This is a genomic window from Phycicoccus sp. (genome assembly GCF_035325325.1).
GTDB lineage: Bacteria > Actinomycetota > Actinomycetes > Actinomycetales > Dermatophilaceae > Phycicoccus.
This window is the reverse complement of sequence record NZ_DAOLAC010000001.1, coordinates 82046-98077: the sequence shown is the minus strand read 5'-3', so window position 1 is coordinate 98077 and position 16032 is coordinate 82046. Positions and strand designations below refer to the sequence as shown.

19 protein-coding genes and 1 tRNA gene are annotated in these 16032 nt (G+C 74.6%); 4 read left to right on the top strand and 16 right to left on the bottom strand.

What is annotated here, in order from left to right; all coding sequences use genetic code 11:
* Nucleotides 1-15: 15 nt before the first annotated feature.
* The 5 genes from PKA89_RS00460 to PKA89_RS00440 form a co-directional block, all read right to left on the bottom strand.
* The gene (locus PKA89_RS00460; RefSeq protein WP_324415481.1) at nucleotides 16-2043 is read right to left on the bottom strand and encodes an NADPH-dependent 2,4-dienoyl-CoA reductase; all 2028 of its coding nucleotides are present in this window, start codon (nucleotides 2041-2043) and stop codon (nucleotides 16-18) included.
* A gap of 44 nt (nucleotides 2044-2087) precedes the next feature.
* Complete coding sequence (locus PKA89_RS00455; RefSeq protein WP_324415479.1) at nucleotides 2088-2567, bottom strand: DUF1992 domain-containing protein; 480 nt, start codon at nucleotides 2565-2567, stop codon at nucleotides 2088-2090.
* A 43-nt stretch (nucleotides 2568-2610) separates the two neighbouring features.
* Nucleotides 2611-3345 carry a CAP domain-containing protein gene (locus PKA89_RS00450; protein ID WP_324415477.1) on the bottom strand — a complete coding sequence of 245 codons (735 nt, stop codon included), beginning with the start codon at nucleotides 3343-3345 and terminating at the stop codon, nucleotides 2611-2613.
* Nucleotides 3346-3355: 10 nt separating this feature from the next.
* On the bottom strand, nucleotides 3356-4732 hold the full coding sequence (locus PKA89_RS00445) for a cystathionine beta-synthase (RefSeq protein ID WP_324415475.1): 1377 nt from the start codon (nucleotides 4730-4732) through the stop codon (nucleotides 3356-3358).
* A gap of 66 nt (nucleotides 4733-4798) precedes the next feature.
* Entirely contained in the window at nucleotides 4799-5182 is a 384-nt protein-coding gene (locus PKA89_RS00440; RefSeq protein WP_324415473.1) for a hotdog domain-containing protein, read from the bottom strand.
* Between the two features lie 94 nt (nucleotides 5183-5276).
* On the opposite strand from PKA89_RS00440, the gene PKA89_RS00435 reads away from it, so the two are divergent.
* On the top strand, nucleotides 5277-6332 hold the full coding sequence (locus PKA89_RS00435) for an SGNH/GDSL hydrolase family protein (RefSeq protein WP_324415471.1): 1056 nt from the start codon (nucleotides 5277-5279) through the stop codon (nucleotides 6330-6332).
* 31 nt (nucleotides 6333-6363) lie between these two features.
* Here PKA89_RS00435 and PKA89_RS00430 read toward each other — a convergent pair whose 3' ends face one another.
* Nucleotides 6364-6756 (bottom strand): RidA family protein, encoded by a 393-nt coding sequence (locus tag PKA89_RS00430; RefSeq protein ID WP_324415468.1) that lies wholly within the window; start codon nucleotides 6754-6756, stop codon nucleotides 6364-6366.
* A gap of 195 nt (nucleotides 6757-6951) precedes the next feature.
* Between PKA89_RS00430 and PKA89_RS00425 the strand changes: the two genes are divergently transcribed.
* On the top strand, nucleotides 6952-8175 hold the full coding sequence (locus tag PKA89_RS00425) for an acetyl-CoA C-acetyltransferase (RefSeq protein ID WP_324415466.1): 1224 nt from the start codon (nucleotides 6952-6954) through the stop codon (nucleotides 8173-8175).
* A 15-nt stretch (nucleotides 8176-8190) separates the two neighbouring features.
* Here PKA89_RS00425 and PKA89_RS00420 read toward each other — a convergent pair whose 3' ends face one another.
* The 5 genes from PKA89_RS00420 to PKA89_RS00400 form a co-directional block, all read right to left on the bottom strand.
* Nucleotides 8191-8496 carry a hypothetical protein gene (locus PKA89_RS00420; protein ID WP_324415464.1) on the bottom strand — a complete coding sequence of 102 codons (306 nt, stop codon included), beginning with the start codon at nucleotides 8494-8496 and terminating at the stop codon, nucleotides 8191-8193.
* 26 nt (nucleotides 8497-8522) lie between these two features.
* Nucleotides 8523-9377 (bottom strand): Bax inhibitor-1/YccA family protein, encoded by an 855-nt coding sequence (locus PKA89_RS00415; RefSeq protein ID WP_324415462.1) that lies wholly within the window; start codon nucleotides 9375-9377, stop codon nucleotides 8523-8525.
* Between the two features lie 303 nt (nucleotides 9378-9680).
* Nucleotides 9681-9755, bottom strand: a tRNA-Leu gene (locus PKA89_RS00410).
* 34 nt (nucleotides 9756-9789) lie between these two features.
* Entirely contained in the window at nucleotides 9790-10803 is a 1014-nt protein-coding gene (locus PKA89_RS00405) for a hypothetical protein (RefSeq protein WP_324415460.1), read from the bottom strand.
* Nucleotides 10800-11132 carry a PadR family transcriptional regulator gene (locus PKA89_RS00400; RefSeq protein WP_324415458.1) on the bottom strand — a complete coding sequence of 111 codons (333 nt, stop codon included), beginning with the start codon at nucleotides 11130-11132 and terminating at the stop codon, nucleotides 10800-10802. Before PKA89_RS00400 ends, PKA89_RS00405 begins: the two co-directional genes overlap by 4 nt.
* A gap of 100 nt (nucleotides 11133-11232) precedes the next feature.
* Between PKA89_RS00400 and PKA89_RS00395 the strand changes: the two genes are divergently transcribed.
* Nucleotides 11233-11625, top strand: coding sequence for a VOC family protein (locus tag PKA89_RS00395; RefSeq protein ID WP_324415456.1), 393 nt, complete (start codon nucleotides 11233-11235; stop codon nucleotides 11623-11625).
* A gap of 4 nt (nucleotides 11626-11629) precedes the next feature.
* Here the strand turns inward: PKA89_RS00395 and PKA89_RS00390 are convergent, their stop codons facing one another.
* The 4 genes from PKA89_RS00390 to PKA89_RS00375 are packed head-to-tail and all read right to left on the bottom strand — an operon-like array spanning nucleotide 11630 to nucleotide 14368.
* The gene (locus PKA89_RS00390; RefSeq protein WP_324415454.1) at nucleotides 11630-12502 is read right to left on the bottom strand and encodes a class I SAM-dependent methyltransferase; all 873 of its coding nucleotides are present in this window, start codon (nucleotides 12500-12502) and stop codon (nucleotides 11630-11632) included.
* The gene (locus PKA89_RS00385; protein WP_324415453.1) at nucleotides 12499-13452 is read right to left on the bottom strand and encodes a Ppx/GppA phosphatase family protein; all 954 of its coding nucleotides are present in this window, start codon (nucleotides 13450-13452) and stop codon (nucleotides 12499-12501) included. The genes PKA89_RS00390 and PKA89_RS00385 overlap by 4 nt, the downstream gene beginning before the upstream one ends.
* A complete protein-coding gene (locus tag PKA89_RS00380; RefSeq protein WP_324415451.1) occupies nucleotides 13449-13985 on the bottom strand; it encodes a DUF501 domain-containing protein in 537 nt (178 codons plus the stop codon). Before PKA89_RS00380 ends, PKA89_RS00385 begins: the two co-directional genes overlap by 4 nt.
* Complete coding sequence (locus tag PKA89_RS00375) at nucleotides 13982-14368, bottom strand: septum formation initiator family protein (protein ID WP_324415449.1); 387 nt, start codon at nucleotides 14366-14368, stop codon at nucleotides 13982-13984. Before PKA89_RS00375 ends, PKA89_RS00380 begins: the two co-directional genes overlap by 4 nt.
* Here PKA89_RS00375 and PKA89_RS00370 point away from each other — a divergent pair.
* A complete protein-coding gene (locus PKA89_RS00370; RefSeq protein WP_324415447.1) occupies nucleotides 14337-14681 on the top strand; it encodes a hypothetical protein in 345 nt (114 codons plus the stop codon). The two genes, PKA89_RS00375 and PKA89_RS00370, sit on opposite strands and share 32 nt — an antisense overlap.
* Here PKA89_RS00370 and eno read toward each other — a convergent pair.
* On the bottom strand, nucleotides 14662-15951 hold the full coding sequence (gene eno / locus PKA89_RS00365; protein WP_324415445.1) for a phosphopyruvate hydratase: 1290 nt from the start codon (nucleotides 15949-15951) through the stop codon (nucleotides 14662-14664). The two genes, PKA89_RS00370 and eno, sit on opposite strands and share 20 nt — an antisense overlap.
* Between the last annotated feature and the right edge of the window lie 81 nt (nucleotides 15952-16032).

Sequence of the window (16032 nt, the reverse complement as noted above, 5' to 3'; positions counted from 1 at the left end):
CGCCTGCCCGCCGGGTCAGAGGCGCGCGGCGACCTCCGTGCCCTGTCGGATGGCGCGCTTCGCGTCCAGCTCGGCGGCGACGTCCGCGCCGCCGACGACGTGCACCCGCAGCCCGCGGTCGGCGAGGTCGTCGGCGACGGTGCGCACCGAGTCCTGGCCGGCGCAGACGACGACGGTGTCACAGGCGATGGTCCGGCGCTCGGTGCCGCCGTCCCCGAACCGGACGTGCAGCCCGTCGTCGTCGATGCGCTCGTACTCGGCGACGCCGGTGACCTGCTCGACTCCCTTGGCGCGCAACGACGCCCGGTGCACCCATCCCGTCGTCTTGCCGAGCCCCCGCCCGATCGGGGTCGACTTGCGCTGGAGCAGGACGACCTCGCGCGGGCTCGCCTCCGGCGCCGGAGGCTCGACGCCGCCGCGCGTGCGGGCCGGGTCGCCGACGCCCCACTCGTGCCGCCACGCGTCGGCGTCGAGGGCCGGCGAGTGCCCGGTCGTGAGGAACTCGCAGACGTCGACCCCCACCCCGCCGGCGCCGATGACGGCCACCCGCCGGCCGGCCTCGCGCTCGCCGCGGACCAGCTGGTCGTAGGTGACGACCATCGGGTGGTCGATCCCCGGGATGTCGGGCAGCCGCGGCGCGACCCCGGTGGCGACGACGACGTCGTCGACCCCCGCGGCGACCAGCGCGTCGGCGTCCGCCCACGTCGAGAGCCGCACCCGCACCCCGAGCACCTCGAGGCGCCGCGTGAAGTAGCGGATGGTCTCCGAGAACTCCTCCTTGCCGGGGATCCGCATGGCGATGTCGAACTGCCCGCCGAGGTGGTCGCGGGCCTCGAGCAGCTCGACGTCGTGCCCGCGCTCGGCGGCGGTGACCGCGGCGGCCATCCCGGCCGGACCTCCGCCGACGACGGCCACCCTGCGCCGCACCGGGGCCGGCCCGATGACGAGCTCGGTCTCGTGCGCCGCTCGCGGGTTGACCATGCAGGTCGCCCGCTGCTTGACGAAGGTGTGGTCGAGGCACGCCTGGTTGCAGGCGATGCACGTGTTGATCTCGTCGGCCCGCCCCGCGGCGGCCTTGGCGACGAACTCGGGGTCGGCGAGGAAGGGCCGGGCGAGCGACACGAGGTCGGCACCCCCGGCGAGCACCGACTCGGCGACCTCCGGGGTGTTGATCCGGTTCGTCGCGACGACCGGGATGCCGACGTGCTCGCGCAGCCGGCCGGCGTACTCGGCGAACGCGGCTCGGGGCACGGACGTGACGATGGTGGGGACGCGGGCCTCGTGCCAGCCGATCCCGAGGTTGAGGATGCTCGCGCCCGCGGCCTCCACCTCGCGGGCCAGCGCGGTCACCTCCTCCCAGGTCTGGCCGTCCTCGACGAGGTCGAGGACCGAGATGCGGTAGACGAGGAGGAAGTCGGGGCCGGCCGCCTCGCGCACCGCCCGGACCACCTCGACCGCGAAGCGGCGCCGGTTCTCGGGGCTGCCGCCCCAGCGGTCGGTGCGGTGGTTCGTGCGGGGCGCGAGGAACTGGTTGACGAGGTACCCCTCGGACCCCATCACCTCGACGCCGTCGTAGCCGGCCTCGCGGGCCAGCCGGGCGGCGCGCGCGAAGCCGCGGACCTGGCGCCGGACGCCCCGGTCCGACAGCGCCCGCGGCCGGAACCGGCTGATCGGGCTCTTGAGCGCCGACGGCGCGACGCACCACGGGGTGAACGCGTACCGGCCGGCGTGGAGCAGCTGGAGGGCCACCCGGCCGCCCGCCTCGTGGACGGCAGCCGTGAGGAGCCGGTGGCGGGCCACCTCGCGCCGGCTCGTCAGCTTCGAGGCGCCCGGGTAGAGGACGCCCTCGAGGGTGGGGGCGAAACCGCCCGTGACGATGAGTGACGCGCCGCCGCGGGCCCGCTCGGCGAGGAAGGCGGCGAGCTTCGGGAAGTCGCGGGCGCGGTCCTCGAGCCCGGTGTGCATCGACCCCATGACGACCCGGTTCGGCAGCGTCACGTGGCCGAGGTCGAGCGGGGCGAGCAGGTGGGGGTAGTCGCTCATCGTGCCTTCCTCGTCGGGCCCGGCACGCTCGCGGCTGGTGGCGCTCAGTGCCGGCGGCGCCACCAGCGGCGCCTCGGCCGAGCCTCCCCCGTGGTTACCGGCGGGTCAACCTCGGGCGGCTGTGAGGCTGCTCGCAGCACCCGCCACCGCTCGACCATCTCGTCGACGTCGACGGTCGGGGCGACCAGCTGGGGCATCCGGGGCTCGGCCGGACGCAGGCGGTCGCGGCGGACCCGGAGGTTGAAGTCCTCGAGCACGGTGCGCACCGACTCCTCGGTGCGCAGCTCGAGGAGCGACTCCGGGAAGGTCGCGGCCTCCTTGCGCAGCGCCACCGCCGGCGGCAGCGCGCCGGTGAAGTCGATCCGCTCCCGCTCGGCGAGCTGCCGCACCCACCACATCGGGTCGTCGGTACCGGTCAGCCGCAACGGTTTGCCGGCCCCCGGCAGGTTGTCGAACTCCCCGCGTTCCTGGGCCTCGCGGATCGCCCGTTCGACGGGTGACTCGTAGCGGGGCCGCTCCACCATGCCCCCAGTCTCACAAACGGACCCGGTCGACGGGGCCCGGACCTCACCGCGGTGTGCCGAAGTCCTGCGTCCAGTAGGGGCGGTGACCGGTGGCGGCGCTCCGGGCGACCCCCACGCCCAGCTGGGTCAGCCGGCAGTCGAGGATGTTCGCGCGGTGGCCGGCGGAGGACATCCAGGAGGCGACCACGGCGGCCGGCGTGGGCTGGCCGGTGGCGATGTTCTCCGCGACCCGCGACCACGCGTACCCGGCCGCGGTGATCCGCGCGGAGAAGGTCCGGCCGTCCCGGCTCGTGTGCGAGAAGTAGTCGTGCGTGGCCAGGTCGGTGCTGTGCGCGACCGCGGCGCTCGCGAGCTTCGCGCTCCAGGCGAGCGGGGCGCAGCCGGCGTCCGCGCGCTCGGCGTTGGTCAGCCGGAGGACCTGCTGGGCCTCGCTCGTCGACGTCGTCGCCGCCGGCGGGGTGGTGGGCGCGGGGCGGCTGGTCCGGGTCGGGGCGGGCTCGACGGGGGGTTTCGCGGCGACGGTCGTCCGGGTGGGAGTGGCCGTGCGGGTCGGGGTCGGCGTCCGGGACGCGGTGGGCGACTCGCTCGGGCTCGCTGTCGGCGTCGGGCTCGGCGACGCCGTCCCGCTCACCGACCCGGTGGGCGTCGCGGAGGCCGGCGCGGGCGCGGCCACCGTCGAGCGGTCGAGCACGCGCGGCCACACGACCGGGACGGCGACGAGGACCGCGAGGACGAGCAGCCCGCCGAGGGCCGCACGACGACTGACCGGCAGGCGCATGGGCTCCGGGTCAGTCGGCGAGGAAGGAGAGCAGGTCGGCGCGGGTCAGCACCCCGACCGGCTTGCCGTCCTCGACGACGAGCACGGCGTCGGAGCCCTCGAGCTCGTGGCGCGCGGTGGCGACCGGCTCACCCGCGCCCACGAGCGGCAGACCCGGACCCATGTGGCGCTCGACGGGGTCGGCGAGGTGCGCCGCGCCGGTGAACAGCGCCTCGAGCAGCTCGCGCTCGGAGACCGACCCGGCGACCTCGCCGGAGACGACCGGCGGCTCGGCCTTGACGACCGGCATCTGCGAGACGCCGTACTCGCGGAGGATCTCGATGGCGTCGCGGAGGGTCTCGTTGGGGTGGGTGTGGACGAGCGCGGGGAGGTCGCCGGCCTTGGCGTGCAGCACGTCGCCGACGGTGCGCTCGTTCTCGGCCTTCATGAACCCGTACGACGCCATCCACTCGTCGTTGAAGATCTTCGAGAGGTAGCCGCGGCCGGAGTCCGGGAGGAGGACGACGACCACCGCGTCGTCCGGCAGCTCACGGGCCACTCGCAGGGCGGCGACGACGGCCATGCCGCACGAGCCGCCGACGAGCAGGCCCTCCTCGCGGGCCAGCCGCCGGGTCATCTCGAAGGAGTCGGCGTCCGAGACCGCCTCGACGCGGTCGACCTGCTCAGGGTCGTAGGCGCCGGGCCAGAAGTCCTCACCGACGCCCTCGACGAGGTACGGGCGGCCGCTGCCACCGCTGTAGACCGAGCCTTCGGGGTCGGCGGCGACGACCTGCACGCGGCCGCCCTCTCGGTCGGCCGAGACCTCCCGCAGGTACCGACCGGCGCCGCTGATCGTGCCGCCGGTGCCGGCGCCCGTCACGAAGTGCGTGACCCGGCCGTCGGTGTCGCGCCAGATCTCCGGACCGGTCGACTCGTAGTGCGAGAGAGGGCCGTTGGGGTTGGAGTACTGGTCGGGTTTCCACGCCTTCGGGGTGTCGCGGACCAGCCGGTCGGAGACCGAGTAGTAGGAGTCCGGGTGGTCGGGGGCGACCGCGGTCGGGCAGACCACGACCTCGGCGCCGTACGCGCGCAGCACGTTGCGCTTGTCCTCGGAGACCTTGTCCGGGCACACGAAGATGCACGAGTAGCCCTTGCGCTGGGCCACGAGGGCCAGCCCGACGCCCGTGTTGCCCGACGTCGGCTCGACGATGACCCCGCCCGGCTGCAGCTCGCCGGACGCCTCCGCGGCCTCCACCATCTTCAGGGCGATGCGGTCCTTGACCGACCCGCCGGGGTTCATGTACTCCACCTTGGCCAGGACGGTGGCCCCGATGCCCTCGGTGACGGAGGTCAGCTTGACGAGGGGGGTGTCCCCGACGAGGTCGGCGATGTGCTCGGCGTACTTCACGCGCGCCATCCTGTCACGGGCCCGGACCCCGGCTCGACCGCGCCGGGCGCGGCGGCGACGGACGGGTCAGCCGCGCAGGCGGGCGGTGAACCGGGCGGCGTCGACGACGACGCGCTCCACCGTGCCCTCGCCGAGGAGGGCGCCGGCCGGCCCCGTGGCGGCCACCGCGAAGGTGAGCCGCCGGCCGTCCACCGAGGTCAGCCGGGCTGTCACCGTCACCGCGTCGCCGATGCCGCTCGGGGCGGTGTGGGTGAGGCCGACGCGTGTCCCGACGCTCGTCGCGCCCGGGTCGAGGGCGCCCTCGAGAGCGGCGACGGTGGCCGCCTCGGCCCAGGCGAGGAGGCGCGGGGTGCCGAGGACGAGCAGGTCGCCGGACCCCAGCTCGGCGGCGGTGTCGGCCGCGGTCACCGTGCGGGACACCTCGGCCGTTCGTCCCGGGAGCCAGTCCATCCGGCCAGCGTAGGTGCCACCCTGCGTCGATCCCGTCCCGCGTCGTCGGTGGACGGCGTTACCGTGGACGTCCGACCCGGGAGGAGGGCACCCGATGGGACGCGCACGCAGGGCTCGCCGCATCGCCGCGACCGCCGCGTACGGCGGTGGCGGCATCGCGGCTGCCGGTGCTGCCCTCGGAGCCCTCGGCTACGGCGTCATCAAGGCCGAGGCGGCCCTGGCCCGGCGGGTCATCGGCACGCCCTTCGACGACTCCCCCGACGACAACGGCACCTACGGCGCCGGCCGCGGCACGCCGTGGGAGGTCGTCGTGCTCGGCGACTCCTCGGCCGCCGGGATGGGCTGCGACCACCCGCACGAGACGGTCGGGGCGATCATCGCCAACGGGGTCGCCGCACTCACCGGCCGTTCCGTGCACCTCACCAACCGCGCCGTCGTCGGGGCCGAGTCCAGCGACCTCGAGCGCCAGCTGGCCAACGCCCTCGAGGACGTCATGCGCCCCGACGTCGTCCTCGTCATGGTCGGCGCCAACGACGTGACACACCGCATCGAGCGCACCGCGTCGGTCCGCCACCTCGAGCAGACCGTCCGACGCATCAGGGCGCTCGGCAGCGAGGTCGTCGTCGGCACCTGCCCCGACCTCGGCACCATCGAACCCATCCGGCAGCCGCTGCGCTCGCTCATGAAGCGCTGGTCCCGCGACCTCGCGGCCGCCCAGACCGTCGCGGTGGTCGAGGCCGGCGGTCGCACCGTCTCGCTCGGCGACCTGCTCGGCCCCGAGTTCGCCGCCTCGCCCCAGGTGATGTTCAGCCGCGACCAGTTCCACCCGTCGGCCGCCGGGTACGCGCGCGCCGCTGCGGCGCTGCTGCCCAGCGTCTGCGCGGCGCTGCGGGTCTGGGGCGAGGACACCGGCGACCGCGCACCCGAGCCCCGCCGCGGGGAGGGCGTCGGTCCGGTCGCCGTCGCGGCCGGGCAGGCCGTGCGCGAGGCCGGCACCGAGGTCGCGCCCATCGAGATCGCCGGGCAGGCCCGCGGCCCGCGCGGCCGGTGGGCCGTCCGGCTGCGCCGCCGCCCGGACGACGTGCCCCCGGCCGGCGTCCCTGCCGTCGAGGCCGACGGCACCGAACAGGCGGCCCCCACCGCCGGCTGACACCGGGCGAGGGGCGGCGCCGGGACCGGGCTCAGCCCTCGGGGAGGATGGCGTCGAGCTCGACCTCGACCAGCCAGCGCTCGTCGAGCAGGCCCGCGACGCGCACCATCGTGCTCGCCGGCCGGATCTCGCCGAAGATCTCGCCGTGCACCGCCGAGACCGCGTCGACGACGTCGAGGTCGGTGATGTAGTGCCGGGTCCGGATGACGTGCTCGGGCTCGCCGCCGAGCTCGGCGAGTGCGCCGAGCGCGATCTCCCAACAGCGCCGGGTCTGCTGCCCGGGGTCGAGGCTGACCTGTCCCCCCGTCCCGATCGGTGCCGTCCCCGAGACGGCGACGTGCTGACCGACGCGGACCGCCCGGGCGAACCCGACCCGTCCCTCGTACGGCGACCCTGACGATGCCTGGCTGCGACTGGTGCCCATGGGCTCATCATGTCCCTCCGGCCGGCCGCGCACGAGCCCTGCGGGACGTCGGCGACGAGACGGACCCCACAGGGTCCGCGAGGTTCCGTCCCGGCGGCCCAGCGCCTACGCTGGACGGACGCCCGGTAAGCGCTCGCTTACCGCCGGCCGGTGCCAGACGGCACCGCTGCCCGTGACCACCGCCAGGAGGACCCCGTGACCGAGGCCGTCATCGTCGCCACCGCCCGCACCCCCATCGGCCGCGCCTTCAAGGGCTCGCTGCGCGAGGTGCGACCGGACGACCTGTCGGTGCAGGTCGTGCGCGGCCTGCTCGACCAGCTGCCCGGGCTCGACCCGACCACCCTCGACGACCTCTACTGGGGCTGCGCGGACCCGAGCGGCAAGGCGGGCAACAACATGGCGCGGGTCGTCTCCGTGCTCGCCGGCCTCGACGGCCTGCCCGGTGCGACGGTCAACCGGTTCTGTGCGAGCTCGACCCAGACGATGCGGATGGCCTTCCACGCGATCAAGGCCGGCGAGGGCGACGCCTTCGTCGTCGGCGGCGTCGAGTCGGTCTCGACCAACCCCGCCTTCCGTGGCGCCGGGGAGTCCGACCCGGAGAACCTCAACCCGGTCTTCGCGGCGGCGATGGAACGCTCGGCCGCGATGGCGGCCGCGAACACCACCTGGTCCGACCCGCGCGCGGACGGTGGCCTGCCCGACGTCTACCTCGCGATGGGGCAGACCGCCGAGAACGTCGCGACGCTGCGCGGCGTCTCCCGCGAGCGCCAGGACGAGTGGGGGGTCACCAGCCAGAACCGTGCCGAGAAAGCCATCGCCGACGGCTTCTTCGAGCGCGAGATCCTCCCCGTGACGCTCGCAGACGGCACCGTCGTCTCCCGCGACGACGGCCCCCGCCCCGGCGTGACGCTCGAGGCGGTGCAGGCGTTGCAGCCGGTCTTCCGCGAGGGCGGCACCGTGACCGCCGGGAACTGCTGCCCGCTCAACGACGGCGCCTCCGGCGTGGTGGTCATGAGCGACACCCGGGCCCGCGAGCTCGGGCTGACGCCGCTCGCCCGCATCGTCTCCACCGGCGTCTCCGCCCTCTCCCCCGAGATCATGGGGCTCGGGCCGGTCGAGGCCTCCCGCCAGGCGCTCGCGCGGGCCGGCATGACCATCGACGACATCGACCTCTACGAGATCAACGAGGCGTTCGCCGCGCAGGTGCTGCCGAGCGCCGACGACCTCGGGATGGACCTCGAGAAGCTCAACGTGCACGGCGGCGCCATCGCCCTCGGGCACCCGTTCGGGTCCACGGGCACGCGCATCATGACGACGCTGCTCAACGGCCTCGAGGCGCGGGACGGCACGTTCGGCCTCGAGACGATGTGCGTCGGCGGCGGCCAGGGCATGGCCATCGTCGTCGAGCGCCTCTCCTGACGCCGTCCCACCCGGTCAGGGGAGGGTGCGGCGGAGGGTGGCGAGCGCCTCGGGGAGGTCGTCGGCGCGGCCGGCGGCGCAGGCGTCCCACGCGACGACGGCCAGCTGGTCGGGCAGCACCGCCGACCCGAGGTCGGGGACGGGGGTGCCCGGCGCCGTGCGCGCGGCCAGGTCCTCGACGAGGGCCCGGACGGCCGGTGCCGCCTCCTCCGCACGGGCGAGCGGCAGCTGCGACCATCGACGCCGCAGGCGCTCGAGCTCGGCGCGCGCGGTGGCCGGCAGCAGGTCCGGGGACGGCGACGCCGGGGCGGCGTGGGCCACCCCGGCGTCGTCGTCGCTGGTCCCGGTCAGTTGCGCATCCGACCGAGCAGGCGGAGGAACTCGAGGTAGAGCCACACCAGGGTGACGACGAGCCCGTGCGCCAGCAGCCACGAGTACTTCTGCGGGGCACCGGTGCGGATGGCGTAGTCGATCTGGTCGAAGTCGAGCGCCAGCATCGTCGCGGCGAGGCCGACCGCGAACAGGGAGATGCCGATGCCCAGCGCACCGCTGCCGCCGATGCCGAAGGCGCTGTTCGTGAAGATCGCGTAACCGAAGTTCACGAGGGCGAAGATCACGTAGCCGAACACCATCATCGTCACGATGCGCCGGAACTTCGCGGTGACCTTGATCAGGCCGGTCTTGTAGGCGATGAACATGCCCGCGAACGTCGCGAGGGTGGCCAGGACGGCCTGCGCGACGATGCCCTGGAAGGCGGGCGTCCCCTGCGGGTCGAAGGCGCCGGAGTAGGTCTGGCTGATCGCCCCGACGAAGAGGCCCTCGAACACCGCGTAGGTGAGGATGAGCGGCACGCTGAGGGTCTTCTTGACGGCGATCGCGATGCCGAGACCGAGGATGCCCACGATGCCTGCGCCCCACGCCACGAGACCGAGGACCTGGCTCGTCGCCGAGAGGTACCAGCCGACGGCGCCGGTGACCAGAACGATGGCGAACAGCCCGAGCGTCTTCATGACGACGTCGTCCATGGTCACCGGGCGCTCGGTGCCCGGGCGGACGGCCGAGGGGGCGCTGTACATGTCCTGGAGCTGCTGGGCGCTCAGCTCGGTCGGGACGGCCGGCGAGCTCGCGGGGCCGGTGCGGAAGCCGGCGTAGCCGCTGCGGGCGTCCTTCTCGAGTCGGTTGAAGGCCGGGTTGTTGGCCATCGATCCTCCGTGCGGGTCGTGGCGGCGATGGTCGCCGTCGTGCGTACAGCGTAGACGTTTCAGCACGAACCTGAGTTCCCGCTGAGAGCCCCCGCCCTCCCGTTGACCGCGAACGTGTGTGATATCCGTCGGCATGTCGACAGTCTTCACACCCGTTCGGGGAGAGTCCTGTCGGGAGCCGTCGCCCTCACGTCGTTCGAGCGTCTCCCTGACTCCCGTCGGGAGGCGCTGGCGCGCCCCCGACGGGGCACCGTCGCACTCACTCCGTTCGGGCTCATCCCGACTCCCTCCGGGAGCGCTGCGCGCCCCCGACGGGAGTCGAACCCGCACCTGTGGCGCTTTTAAGGCGCCTGCCTCTGCCGGTTGGGCCACGGGGGCGCGCCCACGGTAGCGCGCCCGTGGCCGGAGGACCTCAGCCGCCGGACACCGTCGGCGTCGGCGTCGCGGGCGGGCTCGGCACCGCGCCGGAGGGTGTGGCCGTCGAGCTGGACGACACCGGCGGCGTCGGGTTCGCCGCGTCCGACGTGGTCGGCGACGGCGACGGGAGCACCGGCACCGGCGCGAGGGTCAGCGGCGGCGTCCATGCGTCGGTGGCGCCCCACGGGTCCGCCCCGCCGACGACGAGAGGGAACGCGTTCGTCGGGACGTCCGGGTAGCCGTCCGGACGCATCGGCACGTCCTCGCCGGCCGTCACCGACGACGGGTCGACGTACACGGGGTTGCCGTTCTGGTCGAAGAGCCGGGCGCCGTCGACCCGGTTGCCCCGGCCGTCGTAGACGTAGAGGTTCGAGACGGTCGAGCCGTCGAGGCTGACGCCCGGCGGCACCCAGGCGTCCGCACCGCCGGACTGCGGCGGGTCGAGCGTCGAGGCCGCGGCCGGCAGGAGGAGCACCACACCCAGGAGGTTCGCCGCGAGGACGACCGTCGCCACCCCGCGCGGCACGACGACGGCCGCGGTGCGCCGGCCCAGCCAGAACGACACCGCGGCACACAGCACCGGCACGAGGAGGAAGTGGCCCGTGCCGAGGACGGCGGCCAGCCCCCAGCCGAGGGCCCAGCCCCGGGCCACCCACCACACCGGGCGGAGGTCGCGCAGCCAGGGCCACCGCTCGAGGGCGGCGGTCCCGACCTCGGTCCCGGAGGCGACGAGCGTGGTGACCCACCCGGACGACGACGCCCCCTCCACCGTCGCCGCCCGGGGCGGCAGCCCTGCAGCAGAACGCAGCTCGGCCGCGTACTCCTCGGGCTCGCCGAGCAGCTGGCCGAGGAGCACGTCCCCCTCGGCCGCTCGCTCGGTGAGGTCGGCCTCCATCCCGAGGGTCAGCTCGTCGACGTCCTCCGGGGGGAGGTCGGCGAGCCAGGCGCGCACCGCCGCGATGTACGCGCGGACGTCCTCGGTGCGAGCCTCGACCGTCACCGCGTTCACGACGCCACCCCCGCCCCGGCGACGAGGCCGTCCATCGTCGCGGCGAACCCGCTCCACGTCTTCGCCTGCGTCTCCAGCATGTGCCGTCCCTCCGCGTTGATGCCGTAGTACTTCCGGTGCGGCCCCTCCTCCGAGGGCACCACGTACGAGGTGAGCGCCCCGGCCGCGTAGAGCCGCCGCAGCGTGCCGTACACCGACGCGTCACCGACCTCCTCGAGCCCGGCGTCGCGCAGCCGGCGCACGACGTCGTAGCCGTAGCCGTCCTCCCGCGCGACGACCGCGAGCACCGCGAGGTCGAGGACCCCCTTGACGAGCTGGGTGCCGTCCACGAGCCACCTCCTGAACCATTCGTGTGGATCGCACGGTACTACGCACACCGCAGTACCGTGCAGACGACGGGACCGGCGTGTCGTCCCCTACCGTGGCCGGATGCACCGCAGCCGCATCGGAGTCCTGCTCATCGACCACCCGGCCGGGTCGTACGACGCCGCGGCCGCGTTCTGGGCCGGCGTCACCGGCACGCGCCGGTCGGCCGACACCACCATCTCCGACGACGACCCCTACGAGCCGCTCACGCCGTTGCCCGGCACGGTCAAGCTCGAGCTGCAGCGCACCGGGGCAGGCACACCTCCTCGCCTGCACCTCGACATCGAGACCGACGACGTGCCGGCCGAGGTGGCGCGGGTCGAGGCGCTGGGGGCGCGGGTCGCCACCCGGCACGAGGGGTGGGCGGTGATGGAGGACCCGGGCGGAATGCCGTTCTGCGTCGTCCCGGTGCAGACCGGCGCCGACTTCGAGGTCCACGCCACGACCTGGCCCTGACGGCTCAGGCCCTCTCGGCCACCGCGACGCGACCGTTGCCGAGGGAGCCGTCGCGCCGGCCGGGCAGGTCCATCCCGTCGGCCAGCTCGAGGAGGGAGTGGTCGGACGAGATCGAGAACCCGCAGGGTCGCAGGACCAGGCCCAGCTCGTCGGGCGTCAGGAGGGTGTGCCACGGCTCGCGGGCCAGCGGGTCCGGCCGCCGCGCCACCCGGAGGGCGAGGCGCATCGCCGCGCGCAGCGTCGTGGCGACGACCGAGCGCTGCTGGTACTGGACGACGAGCCGGCTGCCCGGCGCCGACAGCACCGCCAGCTGCACCAGGGTCGAGGCCACCGCGTCGCGGGTGAGGTAGGGGACGACGCCTTCCCACACCCATGTCGTGGGAGCCGACTCGTCGAGCCCCGCGGCGGTCAAGGCGGTGGCGAGCGGGTCGTTCGCGAGGTCGACGGCGACCGGGACGACACGGCCCGCCACGGGCTCGAGACCGGCCACGCGCCGCTGCTTGTCGGCCTGCGACGCCGGGTGGTCCACCTCGAAGACCGTCGCCGTCTCGAGCTCCGGCATCCGCCAGGCGCGCGCGTCGAGGCCGGCGCCGAGGACGACGACCTGGCCGGAGCGGTGCTCGCGGACCGCGTCGTCGATGGCGACGGTCCGCGGCACCATCGTGGCGGCAGTGTGCAGGACCATCTCCTCGGCCATGCCCCAGGGCGCTCCGGGGGTACGGCCGGCCCGCACCCGCTCGACGACCTCGCGCTCGGCGGGGTCGAGCAGCCGCACGGCGACCGGGTCGGCGAACCGGCCGACACCGAGACGGCCGTCGGCGACCGCCCGCCCCTGGCACACGAGGACGGCGGTGGTGCTGGCGCCCTGTGGCGTCACGACGAGCCGGCCACCGAGAGGGCGATGCCGTCGAGGATGTCGTGCTCGCTCGTGACCACCCGGACGCCCGGCGACCGGGCCGCCACCCGGGCGAGCACCTCGTCCCAGACCAGTGCCCCGGCGCCGATGACGTCGATCCGACCGGGGTGCATGTACGGGAGGGCCGCGCGCTCGGTACGGGACATCGCGAGCAGTACGGCACACGAGGTGCGGTGTGCCGCAAGGGGAACCTGCGCCAGGTGGATGGCGTCGCGGTCGTAGCGGCCGAGCCCGAGGGCGTGGGCGGTGACGGTGGTGATCGACCCCGCGAGACCGACGACGGCGCCGAGCCCGGTGAGGTCGACGACCTCCTCGGCGGCGTCGAGGGCCGCGCGCACGTCGGCCCTGGCCGCCTCGGTCTCGGCGCCGGTCGGCGGGTCACCGGAGAGGTGGCGCTCGGTCATCCGCACGCAGCCGACGTCGACCGAGCGACCGGCCTCGACGTCGTCGGTGCCGCGCACCAGCTCGGTGGAGCCACCGCCGAGGTCGACGACGAGGTACGGGCCGGCGAGACCGAGCCGACGCAGGTCGCCGGTGGCACCGGTGAAGGAGAGGCGGGCCTCGACGTCGCCGGCCACGACCTCCGGGGCGACGTCGAGGTCGCCGAAGGCGTCGCGCACCCCGGCGACGAACTCGTCGGCGTTGCGGGCGTCGCGGGAGGCCGACGTGGCCACGAACCGGACCGCCTCGGCGCCGTGCTCGCGACACTGCCCGGCGTACTCGCGGGCGGCGGCGAGGGTGCGCTCCATCGCCTCGGGCGCGATGACACCGGTGCGGTCGATGCCCTGGCCGAGGCGCACGACCTCCATCCGGCGCACGACGTCGGTGAGCAGGCCGTCGGTCCCGACGTCGGCGACGAGCAGGCGGATCGAGTTCGTGCCGCAGTCCACCGCGGCCACCCGGCGGGTCATCCGGCCTCCCCCGGGTCCTCCGCGGCCGCCGCGGAACACGGATGACGCTCCCACCACGGGGCGAGGAGCGCGAGGGCCTCGTCGCCGAGCGGGTTGACCCCGGGACCGGCCGCGAGGGAGTGGCCGACGAGGACGTGGAGGCACTTGACGCGGGTGGGCATCCCGCCGGCGGAGACCCCGGCGATCTCCGGCACGTCCCCCAGCTCGGCACGCCGGGCGAGGTAGTCGGCGTGGGCCGTCTCGTAGCGGGCCCGCAGGTCGTCGTCGACGACGAGGCGGTCGGTCATCTCCTTCATCACGCCCTGGCTCTCGAGCGTGGACACCGCGCCGGTGAGCCGGGGACACGTCGCGTAGAACGACGTGGGGAACGGGGTGCCGTCCGGCAGCCGCGGCTCGGTGCGCACGACGTCCGGCTCGCCGCACGGGCACCGGTGGGCCACCTCGACGACGCCACGAGCGCCGCGCCCGAGCTGCCGCGAGACGGCGTCGAGATCGGCCTGCGCGACGGGCGGGCGGTCGGTCCCGGAGGTCACCGGTGCGCCCCGGGGGCGTCGGCCGTGCGCACCGACTCCCACACGGTCGCGTACCAGGGAAGAGTCGACTTCGGTCCTGCCGCGCCGGGACCCGCGACGGTCGGGGTGTCGGGGGTCTTCGGGTCGGGGTCGAGGACGGTGTAGGCCATCTCCCCCGGCCGCACGAACTTCAGTCTCTGTCGGGCCTGTTGCTCGACGTAGGCGGGATCGTTCCAGCGCTGGCGCTCGTCGCGCAGCGCGGCGACGTCGGCCTCCTGGGAGGCCACCTTGTCGCGGAGCGCGGCGATCTGGCCCTGCTGGTGCACCCACGCCGCGACCGAGGAGGTGAGCAGGACCACGAGGAACACACCGATGCCGGCGAGGACCGCGCCCCGACGGAGCATCCGGTTCGAGGCGGCGCCACCGACCCGCCCGCGCCAGCCGGACGGCGTGCGCCGGACGACCTTCGACGGCCTCGTCGTCGGGACGGAGGCCCGCGACGCCGAGGATGTCGACGCCCTCGCCGCTGGCGCCTTCGCCGCCGCGGGGCGCGCGGTGGAGCGCCCCGCCGCCGGACGACCGGCGCCCCCACGGCCGGCTGCCGGTGTGCGCGCGCCGGACCCGCGTCGCGGTGGGCGCGACGCGGGTCCGGTGCTGCGGCTCGAGGCCATCGGCTGCTCCCCCGGGTCCCTGCCGGTCAGCCGCGTCCGGCGGTGAACCGCGGGAAGGCGCTCGCGCCGGCGTAGACGGCGGCGTCGTCGAGCTCCTCCTCGATGCGGAGCAGCTGGTTGTACTTGGCGACCCGCTCGGACCGCGCGGGGGCGCCGGTCTTGATCTGGCCGCAGTTCGTCGCGACCGCGAGGTCGGCGATCGTGACGTCCTCGGTCTCGCCGGAGCGGTGGCTCATCATGCAGCGGTAGCCGTTGCGGTGGGCGAGGTCGACGGCGTCGAGGGTCTCGGTGAGCGAGCCGATCTGGTTGACCTTCACCAGGAGTGCGTTCGCCGTGCCGGAGCCGATGCCGCGGGCGAGTCGCTCGGGGTTGGTGACGAACAGGTCGTCGCCGACGATCTGGACGCGGTCGCCGAGGCGGTCGGTCATCGCCTTCCAGCCGTCCCAGTCCTCCTCGTTGAGCGGGTCCTCGATGGACACCAGCGGGTAGGAGTCGACGAGGTCGGCGTAGTAGTCGACCATCTCGGCGGCCGTCTTCGACCCGCCCTCGAACGCGTAGGAGCCGTCCTCGAAGAACTCCGACGCCGCGACGTCGAGGGCCAGCGCGATCTGCTCACCGGGGGTGTAGCCGGCCTTGCCGATCGCCTCGAGGATGAGGTCGAGCGCGGCGCGGTTGGACTCGAGGTTCGGGGCGAAGCCGCCCTCGTCGCCGAGGCCGGTGGCCAGCCCCTTCTCCTTGAGGACGCCCTTGAGCGCGTGGTAGACCTCCGCGCCCCAGCGCAGCGCCTCCCGGAAGGACTCGGCGCCGATCGGCGCGATCATGAACTCCTGGATGTCGACGTTGGAGTCGGCATGGCTGCCTCCGTTGAGGATGTTCATCATCGGCACCGGCAGGACGTGGGCGTTGGGGCCACCGACGTAGCGGAACAGCGGCAGGTCGGCGGAGTCGGCGGCCGCGCGGGCCACGGCCAGCGAGACGCCGAGGATGGCGTTGGCGCCGATCTTCTCCTTGTTCGCGCTGCCGTCGATGGCGAGCATCTCGGCGTCGACGAGCCGCTGCTCGCTCGCCTCGAAGCCGAGGAGCTTGGGACCGAGCTCGTCGATGACGGCGTCGACGGCCTTCTCGACGCCCTTGCCGCCGTAGCGGCCCTTGTCGCCGTCACGGCGCTCGACCGCCTCGAACGCGCCGGTCGACGCGCCGCTGGGGACCGCCGCGCGGGCGACGGTGCCGTCGTCGAGGGCGACCTCGACCTCGACCGTGGGGTTACCGCGCGAGTCGAGGATCTCGCGCGCGCCTACTGCCTCGATGCTGGCCACTCGGGCCTCCTCCTGCGTGGGGACACGTTTCCTCCCGAGCGTAGCCGTGGTGGCGGGGGTCGCCCGTGACCGACCCGCACG

Coding starts and splice junctions, on each gene's coding strand:
- PKA89_RS00435 (WP_324415471.1), top strand. CDS start 5,277: ATGGGACGCGCACGCAGGGCTCGCCGCATCGCCGCGACCGCCGCGTAC.
- PKA89_RS00415 (WP_324415462.1), bottom strand. CDS start 9,377: ATGGCCAACAACCCGGCCTTCAACCGACTCGAGAAGGACGCCCGCAGC.
- PKA89_RS00450 (WP_324415477.1), bottom strand. CDS start 3,345: ATGCGCCTGCCGGTCAGTCGTCGTGCGGCCCTCGGCGGGCTGCTCGTC.
- PKA89_RS00385 (WP_324415453.1), bottom strand. CDS start 13,452: ATGACCCGCCGGGTGGCCGCGGTGGACTGCGGCACGAACTCGATCCGC.
- PKA89_RS00440 (WP_324415473.1), bottom strand. CDS start 5,182: ATGGACTGGCTCCCGGGACGAACGGCCGAGGTGTCCCGCACGGTGACC.
- PKA89_RS00455 (WP_324415479.1), bottom strand. CDS start 2,567: ATGGTGGAGCGGCCCCGCTACGAGTCACCCGTCGAACGGGCGATCCGC.
- PKA89_RS00460 (WP_324415481.1), bottom strand. CDS start 2,043: ATGAGCGACTACCCCCACCTGCTCGCCCCGCTCGACCTCGGCCACGTG.
- PKA89_RS00370 (WP_324415447.1), top strand. CDS start 14,337: ATGCCGGCGAGGACCGCGCCCCGACGGAGCATCCGGTTCGAGGCGGCG.
- PKA89_RS00430 (WP_324415468.1), bottom strand. CDS start 6,756: ATGGGCACCAGTCGCAGCCAGGCATCGTCAGGGTCGCCGTACGAGGGA.
- PKA89_RS00375 (WP_324415449.1), bottom strand. CDS start 14,368: ATGCTCCGTCGGGGCGCGGTCCTCGCCGGCATCGGTGTGTTCCTCGTG.
- PKA89_RS00395 (WP_324415456.1), top strand. CDS start 11,233: ATGCACCGCAGCCGCATCGGAGTCCTGCTCATCGACCACCCGGCCGGG.